Origin of the sequence: Shewanella septentrionalis, from assembly GCF_025370265.1 — a bacterium.
In the GTDB taxonomy this organism is placed as follows: Bacteria; Pseudomonadota; Gammaproteobacteria; order Enterobacterales; family Shewanellaceae; genus Shewanella; species Shewanella hafniensis.
Window position 1 is genome coordinate 32,974 of the sequence record NZ_JAMTCC010000007.1, and the last position, 21,426, is coordinate 54,399.

Below are 21,426 nucleotides of genomic sequence, written 5' to 3' on the forward strand. Positions count from 1 at the left end.
TGCATAAAGATAAGAGCACTATGAAGGTTTCTCTGCCAGCATTTGAAAAAGCCAGAGTGTTAGTCGTCGGCGATGTGATGTTAGACCGCTATTGGGTTGGCCCTACGGGTCGTATCTCCCCCGAGGCCCCCGTACCTGTGGTGAAGATTAATCAAGTCGAAGACAGACCCGGCGGCGCGGCCAACGTGGCGCTCAATATCGCGACCTTAGGTGGTCAAGTCCAACTTGCAGGGCTCGTCGGTCAAGACGATACCGCCAACGCCCTAACGCTCGGCGTGCAAACCTTAGGGGTTGAACCCCAGTGGTTAACCATTGCAGACAAGCCAACCATCACTAAGCTGCGGGTGTTATCACGTAATCAGCAGTTGATCCGCCTCGATTTCGAAGAAGCTTTTGACAATGCCGATAGTGTGCGTTTGCTCAAGCAATCTGAGGCCTTACTCGATTCCGTCGATGTGGTGGTGTTGTCAGATTATGCCAAGGGCGCTATCGATCAGCCGCGAGATTTTATTGCTTTAGCGCGTTCAAAAGGTGTGACGGTGTTAGTCGATCCTAAGGGCAGTGACTTTGGTCGTTATCAGGGCGCGTCGTTGATCACCCCGAATATGAGCGAGTTTGAGGCTGTTGTGGGCACTGTGACCTCAGAAGCGGATCTGCTGGAAAAAGCCCGTGGCTTACTTAAGCAACATCATTTTGATGCCATCTTAGTCACCCGCTCTGAAAAGGGTATGACCTTAGTGACCGCTAATGCGCCTGAGTTGCACATTCCTACCGTTGCCCGTGAAGTCTATGATGTGACGGGGGCTGGCGATACTGTGATTTCGGCCTTAGCAACCTCATTAGCCGCGGGCGCCGATTTACCGCAAGCTTGTGCGATTGCGAACACCGCTGCTGGCGTGGTGGTCGGTAAACTTGGCACTTCTACCGTGAGCCGCATTGAGCTTATCGAAGCCTTAGCTTTGCACCATGGAGAATCGGGTTTTGGGGTGGTGAGTGAAGATCAACTGGCCTACGCCTTAGAGCAAGCCAAATTACGCGGTGAACGTGTGGTGATGACTAATGGTTGCTTTGATATTTTACATGCGGGCCACGTGAGCTATCTTAAACAGGCGAAAGCTTTGGGCGATCGTTTGATCGTCGCGGTAAATGATGATGCCTCGGTTAAACGCCTAAAGGGTGATGGTCGTCCGGTCAATCAGGTGGATCGTCGTATGGCCGTGTTAGCGGGCTTAGCTTCTGTCGATTGGGTGGTGCCTTTTAGTGAAGATACGCCGCAGCGCATCATTACTCGATTGCTGCCAAATCTACTGGTTAAAGGCGGCGACTATAAGCTTGAAGATATCGCAGGCGGCGCTGAAGTGATTGCCGCCGGTGGTCAAGTGCAAGTGCTGGGCTTTGAGGATGGTATTTCAACAACGGCCATTATTCAAAATATCATGGCTAATCAGTGAGCTTAGTTGCTCTGGTATTCGCATCTAGCTTGTCTTGGACGCCCATTGCCGATAAGCAGGCTTTGATTTGCCCTTTACCAGAGCTTGGCACTTGCTTGGCATTATTGCCTAAGCAAGTGTTGGCGCAGCTGCCCGCCACGCTAGATCAATTTAAGCGCGATTTAGGCCGCAGAAGTGCCATGGTCATGCCCGTCGATGACAATAAGATTGCAGGCCTAGTCTTAGTCAATGAGTTGCTGACGCCGCAAGTGCAGTTAGCCAGTGTCGATCTCGTGACTTATCAATTACCTTTGCTCGAACAGCCGCAATTAACCCTATGGCATGAGCTTGGTCATTTGGAGAACCTTGCCCTGCAAGGTACAGTGTTACCGACTCAATTGAGCGCATATCAGCATGAATGGCTAGCCGATATCTATCTGGTTTGGCGTGTCGCGCGGGAGCGAGGTGATTTTGCCTTGGCGTGGCAGCAATACCATAGACGAAACCTTGATGCGTTAACAAGTCAGCAATACTTGTCGCATTGGAGTTCACCCATGTTGATACAAGTGTTGCGTCACTACGAAGTGGCTCAAGTGGCGAGATTCGCCGATTATCGGGATTTTCTGGCGGATTTTTATCCTAAAGCTAAGCAATTAGAGCCGAGGTTATTAGGCGAGTATTCGAGCTTAATGCAACGGACTTTTGGCACGAGTGTGTTGCAACCCCTTCCTGAATATCTATTTTGGCGAAAAGCCGATCTTGGACACTATCTACAACCTACCTTCGTTTTACTCATGGGTGAGGAAAAAGCGCATAACTGGTTGGTACAAAATTCAATGTTATGATGGTGTTAACGGAATCGGCGTTTAGGCCTGTTTTAAACTGAACCCTAGCTGAACAAAAGCGAAATACGCTGGTTGCAGCCGAGTGAACAGCAGTAATCCCTGAGCGGCTTTGGTAAGCTTTCCCCCTAAAAAAAAGAGGGGAGACTTTACTATGGCTAAGCGCTCGCGAGTACAAACTGAGCAAACCATAAATCAGATTATGGATGAAGCGTTAAGACAAATTTTGACTATCGGCTTTGAGACTATGTCTTATACTACGTTATCTGAAGCAACGGGTATTAGCCGCACAGGTATTAGTCACCATTTTCCACGCAAGAGCGATTTTCTCGTTCGTTTAGATAGCCGTATCGGCAATCTATTTGTTGCGGCTCTGGATTTTTCTAGCCAAGAGGCATTAGAAACATCGTGGATGCAGGCAATGCAGGAAGAACATTACCGCGCAGTATTGAGACTGTTCTTTAGTCTTTGTGGTGGTGCCAACAATGAAATCACCCTCTTTAGAGCGGTGAGCACAGCACGTCAGCAAGCGATTGCTGAGTTAGGCTTAGCGGGCGATCGCACGATCAACCACTTATTAGGCCGTACTGCTGTGATGTTGTTGTCCAATTTCGATGTGGCAAAAGCTGCATAATAGACTGACCAATTAATATAAAAATGGAGCCTGATGGCTCCTTTTTTATAGGTAAAAATCGTGATTTTTACTGAGGAAACTCATTCTTTAGTCGTGTAAGATATGCCCTCTATTGCGTTATACCGCCTTTTACTCTTGATTTGACAGGATAAACATATGGACATGACACCCAGCTCTAATGCCGCCGAGGCTCCCAAACGTAACATCAAGCTCGATAATACAGAGCTCATCAAAACCAGTTTTTGGGTGAGTCAGATCTTTATGATCATTGCGACGGTTGTCGGGGTGTATTTAGCCGCGCAGGAAGGTTTATCGCAGGCGATTAAGTTCGATAACTTAAGTAATATGCAAAACAACTATCATCTGCGCCACGCGCTCTATGATGAAGTGAGTGACAACGTGGCGACTTTGAGCCGTTATGTCGACACGGTTGAAACAGTGAGCGGTAATAGTTTAGTGAAAATGCACCCGCAAATGGGACTGTTTGTTTGGGAGAATATGCGCTATTCAGCCAATGCTCTAGAGACGCCGAGCCACATCTTGTCCGATATTCGTCGTTTTTATTTAGAGTCTGAGCAGATCATTAGCGATATTGAAACTCGCCATTACAGTGTTTCCTACGGTAAGGGCCTGCTGCAAAATGTACTGAGTAAGATCCAAGAAGATACTTTGCCGAAGCTTAAAACGAATTATGAAACCCTGTCAAAAGAGCTTAACGATAACGACATTGCTGTAGATTAATCCATTTATAAAGTCGATGTTGGCCTTAGCTAAGCACTGTTAAAGGACACGTTTGCCCTTTAACAGTGCTTGAAGTATTTGCATGCGCTAAGGTGCCAGTTCCCACCATTCCCAACTTTCTAAACCTTGTGATTTCGCGAGGAAGAGTGCGCGTTGATGTGCTTTTAGAGCAGCATCTTTATTACCGAGTGCGGCATAGCTTAGGCTCATCTGTTGCTGCCAATCGGCGCTTAGCTCACCTTCTGTTTTTGCACTGAGTAATATTTGCTGCGCTTTATCAGCCTGTTGTTTATAAATAAAGACTTTCGCGAGCCCAATACATAATTCGGTATAAGATGCTGGTAATTGCTGTTTGGCATCTTTTAGGAGTTGATCAATTTGCTCTTCTTGTTTTGAAATAAACACATATTTAGCGAAGGTATAAGCCTGTAACCATTCGAGTTGAAATCCTGCCCAAGTTTGTTGTTTAGCGGCAAATAAATCGAATACATCGGCGTACTTTGGCAATTTCACTAGCTCATCAAGGTCGATAAAATACTGGGGTGAAAGAAAAGCCAGAGCATCCAATAGTGCAGGCATCGCTGTAGTGTAGTGGTTTTCATCCGGAAACTGTTGGAACCGCCAACGCCACTGTTGATTTGCAACTAACTCGCTTGCTATGGGGTTAATCGCATCGACCATCTCCACCACGCCCATACCTTGTTCGTTGGCTACAGATAAAAACAAGGGCGGCAGCTTAGATTTGTCCTGCTGTTTTTGTTTGAGATATTGAGTGAATAGGGCGTTGCTGCTGTAGTTGTCGAACCAAACGCTTGGGCTCATGGCAAGATAGGCGTTAAAGGGCGTATTCTGCTGCATCATGCTATACAAGGTGAATAAGCCCCCAAGAGAATATCCTGCCAAGGCATTGTTACCTGAAGTGCGAAATTGCTGATTGATTAAAGGAATGAGCTCCTGAGCTAAATAACTCTGCAACAAAGCTGCACCACCATATTCTGGATTATCCTCTGCCGCCCACGTGGTGCTTTTTATATAATCTGCTTGGCCTTGTAATGCGATTCCGACCACTATCATTGGTGGGATTTTACCGACGCGGGCGAGATTGTTGACCGCTGCTGATACGTGGCGAAATTGAAAATCTCCATCGATGATATAGAGCACCGGATACTGACGTTGGGTCGCGTGATAGCGTTCAGGCAGCGCCACCATATAGCGACGTTCGGCGTTATATAGGTTGGAGTTATGGGTAAAACTTTGACCATAAACTAAGCTGCTTCTCTCGGATACTGGCATTGTGCGAGTCGGACTATTCTCAGCCTGAACTGGTGAGGCACGCTAACAAGGCGATGCGATTAATCTGGTGTCTAAGGGCTAAATATAATCTCAGTTTGCAGTCCATTGAGGTGATCCTTGTGATTCTGAGGTGCCTATCGAGAATCTTCTACGTTATGGTTTAGGGGATGTTTAGAGACTTGCAGGAAAATTATCGATTCCCCTGAATGGTTTTAACTGATCCAGCGTAAATAGAAAAGATAAGTCTGCGTGCACAGGCAGCATAAATTGTAAGTAAAAATAGAACAGAGTGAACGGGTTAACTGTGGCTTAAATGGCACTTAGGTCATTTAGCGCCTTACCTAAGTTGCTGCGGGTAAGGCGTTTTTATTTTTTGTTGCAGTAGATAAATACCAATAGCCATAAAAATTAATACGGCAGCAATAGTGGCGCTGATGATGTGGTGAAACACTAAGTGACTTATCAGAAATGTGGGCAAGTCTTCTAAGCTGTCTATAAGGAAAAGCTTAGTGATTAAGCCGATATAGACCAGAAGATGCAGAGCCGCAGCTGTGATGAATAGGCGTCTAAATTTCCCAATCAGTTTGATATCCAAATTGAAATGAAACCAGCGACAAAACAGATACCCACTGAGGCCGATGGCAATCGATATCCAGCCAAGCCCGAGTAATGAGGTTTTGATTAATACGCCAGACAGGATAAACAGTCCAAGCAACATTCATTCTTTCCTTTAAATAGCGTTAGATTCTACTTCGCATTTTGACCTGCGAAAACGATGGGGATTGTGGGTATGTAAAGCCTCACATCCTATGGGCGCGGAGACTAGCTTAAAAGGCTTAAAGAAATGTGAAATGAAAAGGGAGCCTAAGCTCCCTTTTATCATTGAAACAGGGCGTTTCGCCTAAGCGATTGCCACTCTGTTGAAGTTACATCAGACTCAAAGTGCTTTTAAAATCGCTTCGACACTGGCTTTTGCATCCCCAAACAGCATTTGCGTATTTTCTTTGAAGAACAGTGGGTTTTGCACGCCGGCATAACCCGTGTTCATCGAGCGTTTAAAGCCGATAACGTTTTGCGCTTTCCATACTTCGAGCACTGGCATGCCTGCGATTGGGCTACCTGGATCTTCCATTGCCGCAGGGTTAACCGTGTCGTTGGCACCAATGACGAGTACTACGTCGGTGTCGTTAAAGTCTTCGTTGATTTCGTCCATTTCCAGCACGATATCGTAGGGGACTTTCGCTTCCGCCAGCAGTACGTTCATATGGCCGGGTAAACGGCCTGCAACTGGGTGGATACCAAAACGGACTTTTACGCCGCGATCGCGTAGCTTTTGAGTGATTTCAGCCACTGGATATTGCGCCTGTGCCACTGCCATGCCGTAACCTGGGGTGATGATGACAGAGGTGGCATTTTTCAGCATATCCGCCACATCTTCGGCGTTGGTTTCACGGTATTCGCCCATTTCTTCATCGGCAGTCGAGGCCACACCATCTGTGCCAAAGCCACCAGCGATTACAGAAATAAACGAGCGATTCATCGCCTTACACATGATGTAAGACAGAATTGCACCCGATGAACCCACTAATGCGCCGACCACAATCAAGAGGTCGTTTGACAGCATAAAGCCCGCCGCTGCCGCTGCCCAACCTGAGTAGGAGTTCAGCATAGACACCACCACTGGCATATCCGCGCCGCCAATGGATGCCACTAAATGCCAGCCAAAGGCGAAGGCGATCAGCGTCATCAACAGCAGAGCCGGCATAGTGCCGCCCGTTTGGACGAAGTAAACCAGCAGGGCGAAGGCCACGAGTACTGCCACTAGGTTTAACTTGTGGCGATGTGGCAGCATCAAAGGTTTTGATGAAATCAGCCCACGTAACTTACAAAAGGCTACGATAGAACCTGTGAAGGTGACCGCACCGATGAAGATCCCGAGGAAGACTTCGACTAAGTGAATGTTAAGCATGGCGCCAGTGAGATGCTCTTTGCTGGCAGCTTTTGCTGCTTCACTTAGGGCATCATGCACTGCGGCGAGCGTCGTATTGATATCGCCACCGACAGCCACGACGACTTGCGATACTTCCTGTGGGTGCAAGTCGATAAAGCTGTTAAAGCCCACCAATACAGCGGCCATACCGACAAAGCTGTGCAAGATGGCAACCAGTTCAGGCATTTCAGTCATTTCGACTTTTAATGCTAAACGGATACCAATCGCGCCGCCAATCACCATGGCGATTAAGATCCACGCAATACCGTTAGTATCAGGGTTGAAAATGGTAGCCAGTAGGGCAATTGCCATACCTGCGATTCCGAATAAATTGCCGTGTTTTGCCGTCTCTTGCTTCGACAGTCCCGCGAGACTGAAGATGAAGAGAATGGCGGCAATAATGTAAGCTGCTGTTACCAGTCCTTGAGACACGTTAAACCCCCTTAATCCTTACGGAACATCTTCAGCATGCGCTGAGTGACGGTAAAGCCACCGAAGATGTTAATACTGGCGATCAGCACGGCGATAAACGCCAGTACAGTGACCAAAGTTGAACCCTGACCGATTTGCAGTAGCGCGCCGACCACGATAATGCCTGAAATCGCGTTAGTGACTGACATCAAAGGCGTATGCAGTGAGTGGGACACGTTCCACACCACATAATAGCCGACGACGCAGGACAGCAAGAATACCGTGAAATGGGACAGGAACTCTGGCGGTGCAACCGATGCCACTGCTGCAAATCCGGCGATGCCTAAGGCGGCGAGTACGTATTTGAGCTTAGATGGCGCTTTCGGGGTGGTGTCTTTAGGCGCGATTTTCGCGGCAGGTTTTGCTGGCGCCGCAGAAACCGAAATCGGTGGTGGCGGGAAGGTCACTTCACCTTCTTTAATCACCGTCATGTTGCGCATGACCACATCATCGAAGTTGATGCTGGCAGTGCCGTCTTTCTCTTTGCACATTAACTTCATCAGGTTGACTAAGTTAGTGCCGTAAAGCTGTGACGATTGCGCGGGTAGACGACCGGGAAGGTCGGTATAACCAATCACTTTTACGCCGTTCGGGGTGACAAACAGCTCGCCCGATTGCGTGTATTCGCAGTTACCGCCAGTTGCAGCGGCCAAATCGACGATCACTGAGCCGCTCTTCATGCTATCGACCATAGCTTTGGTGATGAGCTTAGGCGCAGGACGGCCGGGGATCAGCGCAGTAGTGATGATGATATCGACTTCTTTGGCTTGCTCAGCAAACAGCGCCATTTCGGCAGCAATAAATTCATCCGACATGGTTTTAGCATAACCATCGGATGAGCCACCTTCTTCGTTACCAAAATCGAGTTTAAGGAACTGGCCGCCCATAGATTCGATTTGCTCGGCCACTTCTAAGCGCGTATCGAAGGCGCGCACTATGGCGCCAAGCGAACCCGCAGTACCAATGGCAGCAAGACCTGCCACACCAGCACCAATCACTAACACTTTAGCGGGCGGCACTTTACCGGCAGCGGTAATTTGACCGGTAAAGAAACGGCCAAATTGATGCGCGGCTTCAACAACGGCACGATAACCGCCAATGTTGGCCATAGAGGAGAGGGCATCAAGTGACTGGGCACGGGAGATGCGTGGCACCATGTCCATCGCCATCACGTTGATCTTGCGTTTAGATAACTTCTCAACCAGCTCAGGGTTTTGTGCGGGCCAAATAAAGCTGACGACAGTTGCTCCGTCTTTGATTTGTTCGATTTCGGCGTCGCTTGGCGCATTGACCTTAAAAATCAGATCGGCTTGCCAAACGTCAGTTGTCACCTTCGCGCCTGCAGCTTCAAAGGCTGCATCATCGAAACTTGACAGTTGACCCGCATTGGCCTCAATAACAACTTCAAAGCCGAGTTTTTTAAGCTGCTCGACGGTGGCTGGAGTCGCGGCGACCCTAGTTTCACCGGCGAGACTTTCTCTCGGTATTCCAATCTGCATGACTACTCCCTGATGGTTTATATAATCGTTCCGCCTGTTGTGCTTCCTTCATCGTACTCAACTGCAAAATCTGTCATCGCCAGTGATTACTCGGCTGGTGATTCGAGTCAGTTCGGGCATTCAATCTAGGATGGACACTTTTTGTTTTAAAAACAAACTATTCTGTGGGCAACAGAAATTTCTGTTCGACAGGCTCATGACCATTGTGGCAATACTTTAGCTTGGCACAAGTGCATATTTCTCAAGCAGGCCGTTTCTGCACTGGTCGGATCAAAAACTTTTAACCAGTGCACACTTTTGTAGCTTAAATTTTGCACTTTGTATATTCCAAAATGGAATTAAAAATCCGATTTTATTCTTTTTTGCTTTTCTTAAACCGCGATAAGCTTGTGGACATTACACTGTCATAGGGCCGTCTCATGTTGTTAAAAGAACTTTCATCGCTGGCTTCGCCATTGTCTCAAGGACAAGTCGAGAAGCTAAAACAACTCACTTCTGAGTTAAGTGCTGTGCAACTGGCTTGGGTGAGTGGCTATCTTGCTGCCACCGCCAATGCTGGCCAATTAGCGCCTGCCACCGAAGCGCAAACTGCTCAAACAGTGACGATTCTCTATGGCAGTCAAACGGGTAATGGCCGTGGTGTCGCCAAAGCGCTCGCCGATAAGGCGCAGGCGCAAGGTTATGCGGTCAATCTGGCTTCAATGGGCGAATACAATGTTCGCCAACTGAAACAAGAAACTGTGCTCTTGCTGGTGGTCAGCACCCATGGTGAAGGTGAAGCGCCGGATGACGCGATTGAATTACATAAGTTTTTAGCATCGAAACGTGCGCCTAAGTTAGACAATTTACATTACTCAGTGCTTGCGCTTGGGGATTCAAGCTATGAATTCTTCTGCCAAACCGGTAAAGACTTTAGTACTCGTTTAGCGCTACTGGGTGCTAAGTCATTGTTACCTTTGGTTGAATGTGATGTGGACTATGAGGCCGCCGCTGGTCAGTGGCACGCCGATGTATTAGAGGCCGTTAAGCCGCTTATCGAAACCTCGTCCGCCAGCGTGGTATCTATCGGTACTGCTAAAGCGATTGGTGAAAGCGAGTTTACTAAGCAAAACCCCTATAGCGCCGAAGTGCTAGCGAGCCAAAGAATTACTGGCCGCGGTTCAGACCGAGATGTGCGCCATGTTGAAATCGACCTTGGCGATTCAGGCTTAAGCTATCAAGCGGGCGATGCCCTCGGTGTGTGGTTTAGCAATAATGAAGTGTTAGTCGATGAAGTCCTCGTGGGTCTGTCGTTGGCCGCCGATGAGTTAGTAACCCTAGGCACAGAATCTTTGACCCTTAAGCAAGCTTTGCTTGAGAAGAAAGAGCTGACTCAGTTGTATCCTGGATTAGTCAAAGCCTGGGCCGAACTGAGCGGCAGCGCTGAGCTGCTAGCATTGAGCGAAGATAAAGAGCAAGTGCGTCACTTTATCCTTAAGCATCAATTTGCTGATTTAGTCGCCCAGTATCCGTTAACAAATAGCGCTGTCACGTTAAGCGCGGCAAGATTGCTTGAGTTACTGCGCCCATTAACCCCAAGACTTTACTCTATCGCCTCAAGCCAAAGTGAAGTGGAAACCGAAGTCCATTTAACCGTGGCGTTAGTGGAAGATGAGCGTCACGGCGCGGCCCGTTTTGGCGGAGCGTCACACTTCTTAGCCTCTGCGCAGGAAGGCACTCAGGTTAAGGTTTATGTTGAGTCGAATAAGCATTTCCGTTTACCCGAGAATCCAGACACGCCAGTGATTATGGTTGGCCCAGGCACAGGTGTTGCGCCATTCCGTGCCTTTATGCAGGAGCGCGTGGCCCAAGGTATTCAAGGTGATAGCTGGTTATTCTTCGGCAATCCACACTTTGAGCAGGATTTCTTGTATCAAACTGAGTGGCAACAGTATTTGAAAAATGGCGATTTAAGCCGTATCGACGTGGCGTTCTCGCGCGATCAAGCCCATAAAGTTTATGTGCAGCACCGTATTAAAGAACAAGGCCAAGCCCTGTGGCAATGGTTGCAAAACGGCGCGCATCTGTACATTTGTGGTGATGCTGAACGTATGGCAAAAGATGTTCACCAAGCCTTGATTGAGGTGGCTGTCGAAGTCGGTGGTTTGAATACCGAAGCGGCCGAAGCCTATTTTGAAACATTGCGCAGCGATAAGCGTTACCAAAAAGACGTGTATTAATCTCAACCGTTGCGGATATAAGAAACGCATAAGAATAGCCAAAGCTGCACACGTGATGACCTGTGCAGTCAGCGAACCGAATTTGAAGAGGCAGTTGCCATGAGTGAGCAAAAGTTAGCGTTAAACGAATACCTAAAGACCGACAGTGATTACCTGCGCGGTACGATTAAAGAAGGCTTAGATTCTGCGGTAACCGGCAGTTTCAGTGACGGCGATCAGCAGTTGATCAAATTCCACGGCTTCTATCAGCAAGATGACCGTGATTTACGTAACGAACGTAAAGAGCAAAAACTTGAGCCTCTATATAGCTTTATGTTGCGTGCTCGTGTGCCTGGTGGTATCTGTTCTCCACAGCAATGGTTAGGCGTAGATAAAATTGCGTCGACCTTAACCAGCTCAAACAGCATACGTTTAACGACCCGTCAAACCTTCCAATACCACGGTATTCCTAAGCGTAACTTGAAGACCATTATTCAAGACTTAGATCGTGAAGCGCTGGATTCGATTGCCGCTTGTGGTGACGTTAACCGTAACGTGATGTGTAATCCTAATCCGGTGGAATCGAAACTGCATGAGCAAGCCTATGCGGTGGCGAAACAACTGTCAGATCATCTGTTGCCCCATACGCGCGCCTACGCCGAAATTTGGTTAGATGAAGAAAAGTTACTTTCGACCGAAGATGAAACCGTTGAACCTGTATATGGCAAAACTTATCTGCCACGTAAGTTCAAAATGGCGGTTGCGGTTCCTCCCGATAACGATGTTGACGTTTACACTAACGATTTAGGCTTTATCGCCGTTGCTGAAAACGGTGAGTTGGTTGGCTTTAACTTAACCGCTGGCGGCGGCATGGGCTCGACCCATGGCGAGGTGGAGACTTTCCCACGTCTGGCTGACGACTTTGGTTTTATCAAAACTGAAGACGTGATGAAGTTTGCCGAAGCTGTCATGACAGTGCAACGCGACTGGGGTAATCGTGTTAACCGTAAACGTTCACGCCTTAAATACACTATCGTCGACCATGGCTATGAGCAGTTTAAAGCCGAAGTCGAACTGCGCGCTGGGGTGAAGTTTGAGCCTAAGCGTGATGTTGTGATTGGCGACCGCGGCGACCGTTATGGTTGGGTTGAAGGCGTTGACGGTAAATGGCATTTAACCTTATTTATCGAAAGCGGCCGCATTAAAGATTTACCGGGCCAAACCCTGCAAACGGGACTGCGTGAAATAGCTAAGATCCACAAAGGCGATTTCCGTATGACCTCGAATCAAAACATGATCATCGCAGGTGTGGCGGCAGAAGATAAAGCCACCATTGAAGGCTTAGCCCGCAAACACGGACTACTGGGCCAAGTGTTGACGCAAACCCGCGGTCATTCGATTGCCTGTGTGGCTTTGCCGACGTGTCCATTAGCGATGGCGGAAGCTGAGCGTTACTTCCCTGAGTTTATCGATCATATCGATGCGCTACAGGCAAAACACGGCATCAGTGAGCAAGCGATTGTGGTGCGGATGACAGGTTGTCCAAACGGTTGTGCACGTCCATTTGCCGCTGAAATTGGCCTTGTGGGTAAAGCACCAGGTCGTTACAACTTGTACTTAGGCGCAAGCTTTGAAGGTACTCGTCTGAACAAGATGCACAGAGAAAATATCCAAGAGGCGGAAATTCTCGCCGAATTGGATACCTTGTTTGGCCGCTACGCCGTAGAGCGTGATGCAGGCGAAACCTTTGGTAACTTCACCGTCCGCGTGGGCGTTGTGAAGGCGGTTATTGATGCCGCTAAGGATTTTCATGGTTGATCTTGAGCAAAAAACCAGTGATACAGTGCCGACTGTGGTCAGCACGGCCGAGTTAACGGCGCTATTGAGTGCGCCTAAGGCCGAGCAAACGATAGCGCTTGAGCGTATCAATCAGTTCTTAGCCGGATTGAGCGCACAAGAGCGAGTGTTGTGGGGCTTAACTTATTTGCCCGGTAATCATGCGCTGTCGTCAAGTTTTGGGATTCAAGCCGCTGTGATGCTGCATATGGTGAGTCAGGCACAGGCGAATATTCCGGTTATTCTAACGGATACGGGTTATTTATTCCCTGAAACCTATCGGTTTATCGACGAGCTGACAGAGCGTTTGTCACTGAATGTAAAAGTGTATCAAGCAGTGATGACAGCTGCATGGCAAGAGGCACGCTTTGGTCAATTGTGGGAGCAAGGGTTAGACGGGTTAGAGCAATACAACCGTTTAAATAAAGTTGAGCCTATGCAACGTGCTTTGGCCGAGCTTGAGGTCGGTACTTGGTTTGCTGGGCTGAGGCGCAGCCAAGCCAGCACCCGTGAGGCGCTGCCGATACTGGCGATTCATGGCTCTCGCTTTAAATTATTGCCGATTATCGAGTGGTCGAATAAAGATGTGCACCTCTATCTGACTCAATTTGACTTGCCGTACCACCCACTTTGGGAGCAAGGCTATGTTTCTGTTGGTGATACCCATTCGAGTAAACCACTTGAATTAGGCATGACAGAGGAAGAAACGCGCTTTAATGGGCTGAAACGTGAGTGTGGTCTGCACTACGAAATTTAGTTTCCGCATTGAAGTTTAGTCATCTTATTGATTTAAAATATTAAACGCCTCAATTACCATTGGGGCGTTCTTATTGCAGTTAGATAAGTCTTTGGTTGAATTTAATACTCTGGGTTGACGAGAAAGTGAAGCGATGTCATTTAAGCGTCATTTCAGTGAGATATATTGATATTCATAGAGTTAGTGTTGCTGGCTTTTTTCAAGAGTAAAAGTGTTGTACATTTTTACTCACAGGGTTATGCACATTGGTTGAGCCTGAGCTATATTTTGAAGTTCCCGTAGATGGTTTTGAGGGGTTTTACTGTGAAATAGACATGACTTGTGTCTTTTTCGAGGTTAAGTGGCTGTATATCAGTATTTATGGGCTGAGTTTGCTGTGTATTGATATCATTCGACTGGATGCAGTGAAAGCGTTGAAAACCTGACTCGCAGCTGCGAGTAACAAGCTGTTTGATTGACTTGCTAGCCCTCGTTAATCAGCCATCATTACCTCGGTCAGCTGTCGTCAAAGCTGCCGAGGTCAAGTTAAGTTAAGCCCTCGCCATATTCAATAGTGATTTGTTATTGTGGTTATTTCTCTGCCTATCTTTGATTATCGAGTAAGATATCCTTGGTATTTCCTCCATTGTCGTAGCATGATCGGCCCGCAACTTCCTTAGTGCTTTAAACGGTTTTCTAATAAGCCTTGGACGTTGTAAAGAATGCCTAATGGATTAGCTTAACTGGATATCAGAAACGAGAGTGCGCGGATGAGATGGTGTAAATGACGGCTCCTTTATATGCGATGCGAGATCATGTCAGGCGTCCTAGTGCCAATAAGTCGAGTAGTCCTGCTCCTCAGAGGCGTAAGCGTGGCTTTCGTCGTTTATTGTCTTGGCTATTCAAGGGATTAGTATGGGCATTCATTTGCTCAATCTTATTGGTTATTCTACTCAGATTCGTTAATCCACCCATGTGGACTTGGCGGATTGAGCGCGCCTTATTTCCACCTGCACCTATGGGGGAAGTCATGCATCAGTGGCGCGATTTAGCGCACATTTCTCCTGAGTTACAATTGGCGGTGATCGCCGCTGAAGATCAACGTTTTGCCGAGCATACGGGATTTGATTTAGCCGCGATAAGCTCGGCGCTGAAATACAATCAGAAAGGCACTAAAGTTCGCGGTGCCAGTACCTTAAGTCAGCAGGCGGCGAAAAATTTGTTTATGTGGTCTAGTCGCAGTTTTTTTCGTAAGGGATTAGAAGCTTGGTTTACCTTAATGATGGAACTGACTTGGGATAAGTCGCGCATTCTTGAAGTGTATTTAAATATCGTCGAATTTGGCCCAGGTATTTACGGCGCCGAAGCGGCATCAAAGCATTATTTTGGCAAGTCTGCGGCAAAACTGACCCAATATGAAGCTTCATTACTTGCAGCTATCTTACCGAATCCTTGGCGCTATAAAGTGTCACCTCCGTCGTCCTATGTGCAGCAGCGTTCCGCGTGGATCCGCAAACAAATGCGCCAGTTAGGTGACGTCACGCTTAAAAAAGTCCACGAAGCGGGATGAAGGTCTGACGTGTGAGTTTGGCCCAGATGCATTTATGTGTCATTGGGCACTTTGTTAATCGTCGACGACTTAAAGATCTTTTATTACTGAATTGAAATAAGATTGGAAACCTGTTGAATTAAGGTTAACGCTGATGTGTTTTAACGGTTTGATTCCCTATCCTGTTCGCTTCTGTATCGGTTTAATGTTAAATTATCGGGCAAAATTTATACCTTAGTTTTCTGATTTTGCATTATCTGCGTAAGGGATATGTAAGAGCGGATAAATATTCAAATACCTAGGGATTACTTTAGGTATTGATTTCATAAAATTGAATTGTCATTAAATGGAGTTTCTTAAATGAAAAAGATTGTGATTGCCGCGGCAATTATTGCAGCTGGTGCGGGTGGTTATTGGTATACGCAGAATGGTGCTGGCTCTAGTGCCTCTGCAAATCCTTTGCTCGACTATGTGCCTGCTGATACGCCGATATTTTCGGGTCAGCTAAAACCCTTCCCGTTGAAAGCGTATTTACAGTCTATTTCTGGAAATTATCAGCAATATCCAAGTAACGCGCTTGCCGAATTTGGTGAGCTGGATAGCCCTATGGGTAAGTTCTTCGTCAGCATTTATCAGCAGTATATGGATGGCATTAAAGAGCCAGCCTTACTGTTGAAAACCTTTGGTTTTCCAGATGAAGTTAAGCCTTATATCTACACGTTAGGCGCTTTGCCTGTATTAAAGATTGACGTTAATCAAGTCGATGCTTTTTGGGCTGTATTAGATAAAGCCGAAAAAGACAGTGGTGTGACCCACGAAATGCGTAAAGTGGGTGATGTTGATTATCGCGCTTATGCATTATCGGATGAGACTTCAACTGAGAAAGCTGATCTGTTATTTGCCCAAAAAGATGGCATATTAACGATTACTTTCAGCACTTCTATTACCGAGCCTGAATTATTAGAAATGGCATTCGGTATTAAGAAGGCGCCGCAGTCATTAGCCGCTTCTGGCATATTAGCCGATATTATTAAGACCCATGGTTTTAAAGATGACAGCATCAGCTTTATCAACCATGTTGAAATCGTGAAGGCGTTGACTTCAGCCGATAGCAATATGTTATCCAAGCAATTGACGAAGTTTTTTGCTAATGAAAGCGTCGGTGAAGATCCATTAGCTCAAATTAGAACACCAGAATGTCGCACCGAATTAACCGCCATTGCTGCTAATTGGCCGCGCACGGTTGCGGGTTTAACCGCGTTTTCTGTGACAGAAAAAGAAAGCCATATGGCGGCCTCATTTGTGGTTGAAACTAAGAATCAACCAATTCTTGCGGCCATGCAAAAGATGCGTGGCTTTATTCCTGCACATCTGGCGGATATCGACAGCACTATCTTCTCTATGGGCATAGGCTTAGATGTCAACGAAGTTGCACCTTCATTAACGGCTATTTGGGATGATCTGCAAAAGCCGCAATTGACCTGTGCGCCACTGGCCGAGTTGCAAGCTGAGTTGAGCCAACAGAGCCCAGCTATGCTAGGCATGTTCACTGGTATGGCGAACGGTGTGAAAGGCATGAGCGTTTCATTGCTCGACTTTAAAATGAGCACACAAGATCAAGAGCCTAAGTTAGAAAGCTTAGATGCGTTAGTCAGCCTCAGCGCCGAAAATCCATCTATGTTGTTCAATATGGTGAAACCTTTCGCGCCTATGTTGGCCGAAGTGCAATTAGCCGATAACGGCGATGCCACTGATTTATCACCACTATTGATGTTGCCACCTGAGTTAGGTATTAAGCCTATGCTCGCGATTAAAGGTCAGCATTTAGTGGTGTATAGTGGTGACAAAGGTTTGGCTTTGGCGAACAAATTAGCGGGCGAGAAACTGTCTGCGAATGGCATGTATAGCTTATCTGCCGATTACGGCAAGATGTTCACTCCAATGCTGACGTTGTTAGAAATGAGCGGCGAGCCAATCCCTGAAGAAATGAAAATGCTTAAAGATTACAACATGCGAGTTCAAATGAGCTTCGATGTGAATAAGCAAGGGTTGGTTATAGGCTCAGTCGCCAATTCTAAAGCGACTGAAAAGAAATAATTTTAGAATCCATTCTTTAGCTGACTGATATCAGTTAACGAATCAATGTTTGAAATGAGCCAGCAGATTGCTGGCTCTTTTTTGGCTTTAATTCAGCTTAGCTTGAGCTAGCTTAGTGGGTTGTGATGTTTGAATGAGCTGAGTTTTTGGCTTAGCGGAACGCACTAAACTCACTAATCCTTGCCATTGAATATCGCTGTTTTGCGGGAGCCAAATATCGGGCTCGGTCCCAGCACCTGACAAGAGTTTTCCCTGTGCATCATAGGTTAACGAACTACTGAATCTTATGTCTAACCCACTGTTTGGCAGTTTGAAATGGTACTGACGAGCAAAATCGCCCGAGGTTTTTTCACCAATCAAATTCGCCCTAGACCAAGATTTAGTGCGATAGGCAATCCACTCACATTCTTGGCGGCATTTGGGACTCACGAGCAGTGCTAAACGATTTCGCCCTTCAGGAGTCACCGCAGGTTTAGTGCGAACGTACCAAGGGCTGAATTTATCTTCATCGACTGGGGGTAAGTTGCGGGTGAGGGATTTTAGTCGTGGCGCACTGTATTCGAGCGCAGCTAAAGGCTTAAAGTTGAGTGGTTGTAGATAGTCATTTCTCAGTTCTGGTGAGCGGCGATAGTGTGCAAATCCCATCACGTTTGGCGCTAAAGTGTTATTTAAATCAGTATCTTGATATCGCGATAACAGGGTTAATAGCTTTGGGCTAAAACCACTAGCATGACGTAAATCGATAATGAGTAATGGATGTGTCATGCCCTTTAGCAGTTCTTGCTGTAGATCTCTATCCAATTCAAAGGCGTACAGATCGCTGATCTTCAGTTTGACCGTAGTATTGTTAACTGTTTCTAATTGATTTGGAGTGTCTTGAAATTCGGTGCGCTCAAACTGAGATAACTGATTAATGAATTCAAAAACACTCATATCTTGTGTCTGATCTTCTTGATTATTTTCCACTAATTGAGTCTGCGGTTCGCGGCTTGGCAGGGCGAGAGTCACCTGCTGGGTTTGCAGATCATCATTAATCAGCGTAACCAGCACATAGGGCTTGATGCTGAGCCCCAAATCTTCACGCAGCAGGTTCAGTTTTTTCAGCCAAGGTAACTGCATTTCTTGGCTCTGTTTTGCAGGCTCAGGTAGATAGGCCTGGCTGGCTGCCACCCATTTACTCATAGGTAAACCGTCGATATGAGTCACAAAGGGAAAGTCGTTGTTGATTGGACTATTATTGCTATCTAAGGCTAACCACTGGTCGTTAAGTGGTCGTAAGGTTAACGGGAGTTCGCCGCTTTGATCATCGAAGTCATGCACTTGAGCGCCGGGATCTTTGAGGCTATTGAGTAGCTTAGTGATTTCAGCAGCAAAGCGGTCATTAGGAGTCATATCTTGATACTGCTCGACAATCAGGCTCGCCATATATTTGAGTTGCGGACTGGCTTTATCGGGTGTTAACGCATAAAACGCCGAGTGTTGCTCGATTTGATCTAATAAGGCATAGAGATCTTGGCGTACCTCTTGCGCATTAAGCATAGGTGCAGTGTTATCTTTTGGCACAGCAAAAAACGCGAGCTTAAGTAAGCTCGCGAAAATAATGACACTGAGTAGCATGACTATGCTGCGGTAGCTAAAACTCATATTCCTCCATGATGTTAAGGCGCGGCTTCAGGGCACAAAAAGGTGTGCGACTATCGGCTTAAATGCCATTCGGATCAATGTAAATCGTCCCGCTGAGCCATAAACTCAGGTCCATCTGAGCAATTTAGCAGCAGGTTTTGTAGATTAGCAGCAAATTATGGCTGATTTTTGTACTCTGTCACTTTTATATTTGCTACAGAATATCGTTGAGCGAAATCCCGATACCAATACGTTGGTTGTGATAGTTGTAATCGATTAGGCTCTCGCCATAGCCATTAAAGTATTGAGTATAAAGGCGTAAGTTGCCGACGATAGGATAACTCCAGGTTACTTCTGCTGAACCTCTGTCGATATCTTCTAGGTTTGTTCTAAGGGTTAAGGTGAATCTATGTTCATCGATACCATAGACACCAATAAATTCAGCTCTGCCTATGTAGTCATCAATGTTGGGATTATCGTCACCGCGAGCTTGATGCGGATCGGTTTTTTCATCCTCAGGAATACGCCACCAGACTTTGGTTGAGAAGGCGAGTGGACCGGCATCAAAAATCATAGTGGCATAGAGTCGATTCCAGCTGCGAGAAAGCGGTCCTGATTTACCATTTGATTGATGCACAGCACCAACGCCCCAAAAGGAATTGGTCACACTGCCTATTTTCCAATCGTTATTAAACAGCATAAAGACTTCAGGCTCGTGATTGGTTTCACGGAACGGAGATGAGGTGTCTTTGTTATAAACCTGCCAATAGGATTGATTGGTATAGGCAAAGAATAAATGACCATTATCACCAAAGACATTGTACCAAATAGGGAATTTAAAACTGATTTGAAACTTAGCCTCGAACTCATCCAAGGTGTAGGGATTGAGGATGGCATCTTCAGCGAACGGTGCCATGTTGGGATCTGGGTTATAGGTCGCAGGTAAAAGGTAGTTCACTTTATGTGGCGTAATCACAAAGGGCAGTTCTGCCGTGGCAAGTTCATCTTTGACCCTTCCTTCTACTAATGATTCTTCGGCATTTATACTCGTACAAGCTAATAACCCAGCCATTGCAATACCTGAATAAAGTCGTTTCATCGGCCCTCCTTGATGTGCTTATTTGTGTATTTGTCAGTCGTACTCAACAAAGATAGTTATGCCCAGCTTAACATTAGAAAGTGAATTTATGGTTATGGAAAAATTCTGCACTATTGGGTGACAGCTTGCCTTGCTAGCGAGGTTTTCGTTTTGTTGAGGCCGTTTTTGGTAGAATTTTTGGCAATAACATAGTGCCAGAATCACACACTTAGCTGAGCGGTGTTCGTTTTATACAACAGATGAATCCATATTAAGTTATTTAAATTCAACTGGTTATTGGTGTTTTGTGGCGTTTTTGATTTTGAAACTTAATATTTTTCCACTTTAAATTGATATCAGTGATTTCTTTTATATCTAAATGATATAAAAACTAATAATTATCTATTTATTATGGAATATAAGACGCGCTATATTTCTACAGACTAAAGTGATCTTGGGGATGTTGATGGAAATTTTATCTTTACCGGGCCAAGCGGCCAAAGGCAAAGTCTGGCTGGTGGGTGCAGGTCCTGGTGACGTTGAGTTATTGACGTTAAAGGCATGGCGTATCCTGAAAACCGCAGATGCTGTGCTATACGACGCTTTAGTCAGTCAAGATATCCTCGATCTTATTCCCAAAGACGCTGAAAAGATTGCCGTAGGTAAACGTGCGGGTAAGCATAGCGCCGCACAGGACGAGATTAATCAGTTACTCGTGACTAAAGCCTACACCCGTAAAAATGTGGTGCGTCTTAAGGGCGGCGATCCTTTTATTTTTGGTCGCGGTGGCGAAGAGTTGCAAACCTTAGTCGAAGCGGGGGTTGAGTTTGAAGTCGTCCCCGGTATTACTGCCGCCAGCGGCACATCGGCCTATGCGGGCATTCCCCTGACTCACAGAGACCATGCCCAAGGCGTGACTTTTATCACTGGCCATTGTCAGTTAGAGAGTCGCCCAATGGATTGGCAAGGTTATGCTAATCCTAACAATACCTTAGTCGTGTATATGGGGATTCTTAACGCTGGCATTATTCGCCAAGGTTTAGTCGATGCGGGCCGAAGCCCTGAAACACCCGTGGCGATAGTGTCAAAGGCAACTACGAAAGAACAACGTCGTTTTATCGGCCGTTTAGGTGAGCTTGAACAGCTTGCCGCCGATCCTGAATTACAAATGCCAGCTTTGATGATCATAGGTGAAGTGGTTGCGCTGAGTGACACCTTGCACTGGTTCAACCCTGAAGCGATTGAATCGACTCAAGCCAGTGATGAGTTGACTCAATCGGTTAGCGTGTCGCCGCGTCGATAAGCTAAGCCGCAAGCAGTTAAAGATACTAAGCAGTTAAAAATTTTAAGAAAATTAAGCTAACCCATGCTGTGGTAATGCAGCGAATTTAAGGTAAACGGAGAATAGT

16 protein-coding genes are annotated in these 21,426 nt (G+C 46.5%); 10 read left to right on the forward strand and 6 right to left on the reverse strand.

What is annotated here, in order from left to right:
• Positions 1-20 precede the first annotated feature (20 nt).
• From hldE to NE536_RS05415, 4 genes are all read left to right on the forward strand, one after another.
• The gene (gene hldE, locus NE536_RS05400) at positions 21-1,451 is read left to right on the forward strand and encodes a bifunctional D-glycero-beta-D-manno-heptose-7-phosphate kinase/D-glycero-beta-D-manno-heptose 1-phosphate adenylyltransferase HldE (protein WP_261272040.1); all 1,431 of its coding nucleotides are present in this window, start codon (positions 21-23) and stop codon (positions 1,449-1,451) included.
• Positions 1,448-2,275 carry a hypothetical protein gene (locus tag NE536_RS05405; RefSeq protein ID WP_261272041.1) on the forward strand — a complete coding sequence of 276 codons (828 nt, stop codon included), beginning with the start codon at positions 1,448-1,450 and terminating at the stop codon, positions 2,273-2,275. The genes hldE and NE536_RS05405 overlap by 4 nt, the downstream gene beginning before the upstream one ends.
• A gap of 151 nt (positions 2,276-2,426) precedes the next feature.
• Positions 2,427-2,906, forward strand: a complete 480-nt coding sequence (locus NE536_RS05410) for a TetR family transcriptional regulator (protein ID WP_006082899.1) — start codon at positions 2,427-2,429, stop codon at positions 2,904-2,906.
• 156 nt (positions 2,907-3,062) lie between these two features.
• The gene (locus tag NE536_RS05415; protein WP_115335400.1) at positions 3,063-3,647 is read left to right on the forward strand and encodes a hypothetical protein; all 585 of its coding nucleotides are present in this window, start codon (positions 3,063-3,065) and stop codon (positions 3,645-3,647) included.
• 87 nt (positions 3,648-3,734) lie between these two features.
• Here the strand turns inward: NE536_RS05415 and NE536_RS05420 are convergent, their stop codons facing one another.
• The 4 genes from NE536_RS05420 to NE536_RS05435 all read right to left on the reverse strand — a co-directional run bounded on the left by NE536_RS05420 (position 3,735) and on the right by NE536_RS05435 (position 8,900).
• Positions 3,735-4,940 (reverse strand): alpha/beta hydrolase, encoded by a 1,206-nt coding sequence (locus NE536_RS05420; protein WP_261272042.1) that lies wholly within the window; start codon positions 4,938-4,940, stop codon positions 3,735-3,737.
• Positions 4,941-5,277: 337 nt separating this feature from the next.
• On the reverse strand, positions 5,278-5,658 hold the full coding sequence (locus NE536_RS05425) for a hypothetical protein (RefSeq protein ID WP_261272043.1): 381 nt from the start codon (positions 5,656-5,658) through the stop codon (positions 5,278-5,280).
• Positions 5,659-5,877: 219 nt separating this feature from the next.
• Positions 5,878-7,362: a Re/Si-specific NAD(P)(+) transhydrogenase subunit beta gene (gene pntB / locus NE536_RS05430; protein WP_220592128.1), complete on the reverse strand. Its 1,485-nt coding sequence runs from the start codon at positions 7,360-7,362 to the stop codon at positions 5,878-5,880.
• A gap of 11 nt (positions 7,363-7,373) precedes the next feature.
• Entirely contained in the window at positions 7,374-8,900 is a 1,527-nt protein-coding gene (locus NE536_RS05435) for a Re/Si-specific NAD(P)(+) transhydrogenase subunit alpha (RefSeq protein WP_261272044.1), read from the reverse strand.
• A 419-nt stretch (positions 8,901-9,319) separates the two neighbouring features.
• Between NE536_RS05435 and NE536_RS05440 the strand changes: the two genes are divergently transcribed.
• The 5 genes from NE536_RS05440 to NE536_RS05460 all read left to right on the forward strand — a co-directional run bounded on the left by NE536_RS05440 (position 9,320) and on the right by NE536_RS05460 (position 17,316).
• The gene (locus NE536_RS05440; RefSeq protein WP_261272045.1) at positions 9,320-11,119 is read left to right on the forward strand and encodes an assimilatory sulfite reductase (NADPH) flavoprotein subunit; all 1,800 of its coding nucleotides are present in this window, start codon (positions 9,320-9,322) and stop codon (positions 11,117-11,119) included.
• Positions 11,120-11,218: 99 nt separating this feature from the next.
• A complete protein-coding gene (gene cysI, locus NE536_RS05445; RefSeq protein WP_012088384.1) occupies positions 11,219-12,916 on the forward strand; it encodes an assimilatory sulfite reductase (NADPH) hemoprotein subunit in 1,698 nt (565 codons plus the stop codon).
• The gene (locus tag NE536_RS05450; RefSeq protein ID WP_261272112.1) at positions 12,909-13,691 is read left to right on the forward strand and encodes a phosphoadenylyl-sulfate reductase; all 783 of its coding nucleotides are present in this window, start codon (positions 12,909-12,911) and stop codon (positions 13,689-13,691) included. The genes cysI and NE536_RS05450 overlap by 8 nt, the downstream gene beginning before the upstream one ends.
• Positions 13,692-14,454: 763 nt before the next feature.
• On the forward strand, positions 14,455-15,240 hold the full coding sequence (gene mtgA, locus NE536_RS05455) for a monofunctional biosynthetic peptidoglycan transglycosylase (RefSeq protein ID WP_011847645.1): 786 nt from the start codon (positions 14,455-14,457) through the stop codon (positions 15,238-15,240).
• Between the two features lie 339 nt (positions 15,241-15,579).
• On the forward strand, positions 15,580-17,316 hold the full coding sequence (locus tag NE536_RS05460; RefSeq protein WP_261272046.1) for a hypothetical protein: 1,737 nt from the start codon (positions 15,580-15,582) through the stop codon (positions 17,314-17,316).
• 87 nt (positions 17,317-17,403) lie between these two features.
• On the opposite strand, the gene NE536_RS05465 is transcribed toward NE536_RS05460, so the two are convergent.
• Both NE536_RS05465 and NE536_RS05470 read right to left on the reverse strand, forming a co-directional pair.
• The gene (locus NE536_RS05465) at positions 17,404-18,960 is read right to left on the reverse strand and encodes a S41 family peptidase (RefSeq protein ID WP_261272047.1); all 1,557 of its coding nucleotides are present in this window, start codon (positions 18,958-18,960) and stop codon (positions 17,404-17,406) included.
• Positions 18,961-19,153: 193 nt separating this feature from the next.
• On the reverse strand, positions 19,154-20,038 hold the full coding sequence (locus NE536_RS05470; RefSeq protein ID WP_106649605.1) for a phospholipase A: 885 nt from the start codon (positions 20,036-20,038) through the stop codon (positions 19,154-19,156).
• A gap of 445 nt (positions 20,039-20,483) precedes the next feature.
• Here NE536_RS05470 and cobA point away from each other — a divergent pair, with 445 nt between their 5' ends.
• On the forward strand, positions 20,484-21,320 hold the full coding sequence (gene cobA / locus NE536_RS05475; RefSeq protein WP_261272048.1) for a uroporphyrinogen-III C-methyltransferase: 837 nt from the start codon (positions 20,484-20,486) through the stop codon (positions 21,318-21,320).
• Positions 21,321-21,426 lie beyond the last annotated feature (106 nt).

What these genes read in the sequence shown, in the direction of transcription:
- hldE (WP_261272040.1), top strand. Translation starts at nt 21, where the DNA reads ATGAAGGTTTCTCTGCCAGCATTTGAAAAAGCCAGAGTGTTAGTCGTC.
- NE536_RS05410 (WP_006082899.1), top strand. Translation starts at nt 2,427, where the DNA reads ATGGCTAAGCGCTCGCGAGTACAAACTGAGCAAACCATAAATCAGATT.
- NE536_RS05415 (WP_115335400.1), top strand. Translation starts at nt 3,063, where the DNA reads ATGGACATGACACCCAGCTCTAATGCCGCCGAGGCTCCCAAACGTAAC.
- NE536_RS05420 (WP_261272042.1), bottom strand. Translation starts at nt 4,940, where the DNA reads ATGCCAGTATCCGAGAGAAGCAGCTTAGTTTATGGTCAAAGTTTTACC.
- NE536_RS05425 (WP_261272043.1), bottom strand. Translation starts at nt 5,658, where the DNA reads ATGTTGCTTGGACTGTTTATCCTGTCTGGCGTATTAATCAAAACCTCA.
- NE536_RS05435 (WP_261272044.1), bottom strand. Translation starts at nt 8,900, where the DNA reads ATGCAGATTGGAATACCGAGAGAAAGTCTCGCCGGTGAAACTAGGGTC.
- NE536_RS05440 (WP_261272045.1), top strand. Translation starts at nt 9,320, where the DNA reads ATGTTGTTAAAAGAACTTTCATCGCTGGCTTCGCCATTGTCTCAAGGA.
- cysI (WP_012088384.1), top strand. Translation starts at nt 11,219, where the DNA reads ATGAGTGAGCAAAAGTTAGCGTTAAACGAATACCTAAAGACCGACAGT.
- NE536_RS05450 (WP_261272112.1), top strand. Translation starts at nt 12,909, where the DNA reads ATGGTTGATCTTGAGCAAAAAACCAGTGATACAGTGCCGACTGTGGTC.
- mtgA (WP_011847645.1), top strand. Translation starts at nt 14,455, where the DNA reads ATGACGGCTCCTTTATATGCGATGCGAGATCATGTCAGGCGTCCTAGT.
- NE536_RS05460 (WP_261272046.1), top strand. Translation starts at nt 15,580, where the DNA reads ATGAAAAAGATTGTGATTGCCGCGGCAATTATTGCAGCTGGTGCGGGT.
- NE536_RS05465 (WP_261272047.1), bottom strand. Translation starts at nt 18,960, where the DNA reads ATGAGTTTTAGCTACCGCAGCATAGTCATGCTACTCAGTGTCATTATT.
- NE536_RS05470 (WP_106649605.1), bottom strand. Translation starts at nt 20,038, where the DNA reads ATGAAACGACTTTATTCAGGTATTGCAATGGCTGGGTTATTAGCTTGT.
- cobA (WP_261272048.1), top strand. Translation starts at nt 20,484, where the DNA reads ATGGAAATTTTATCTTTACCGGGCCAAGCGGCCAAAGGCAAAGTCTGG.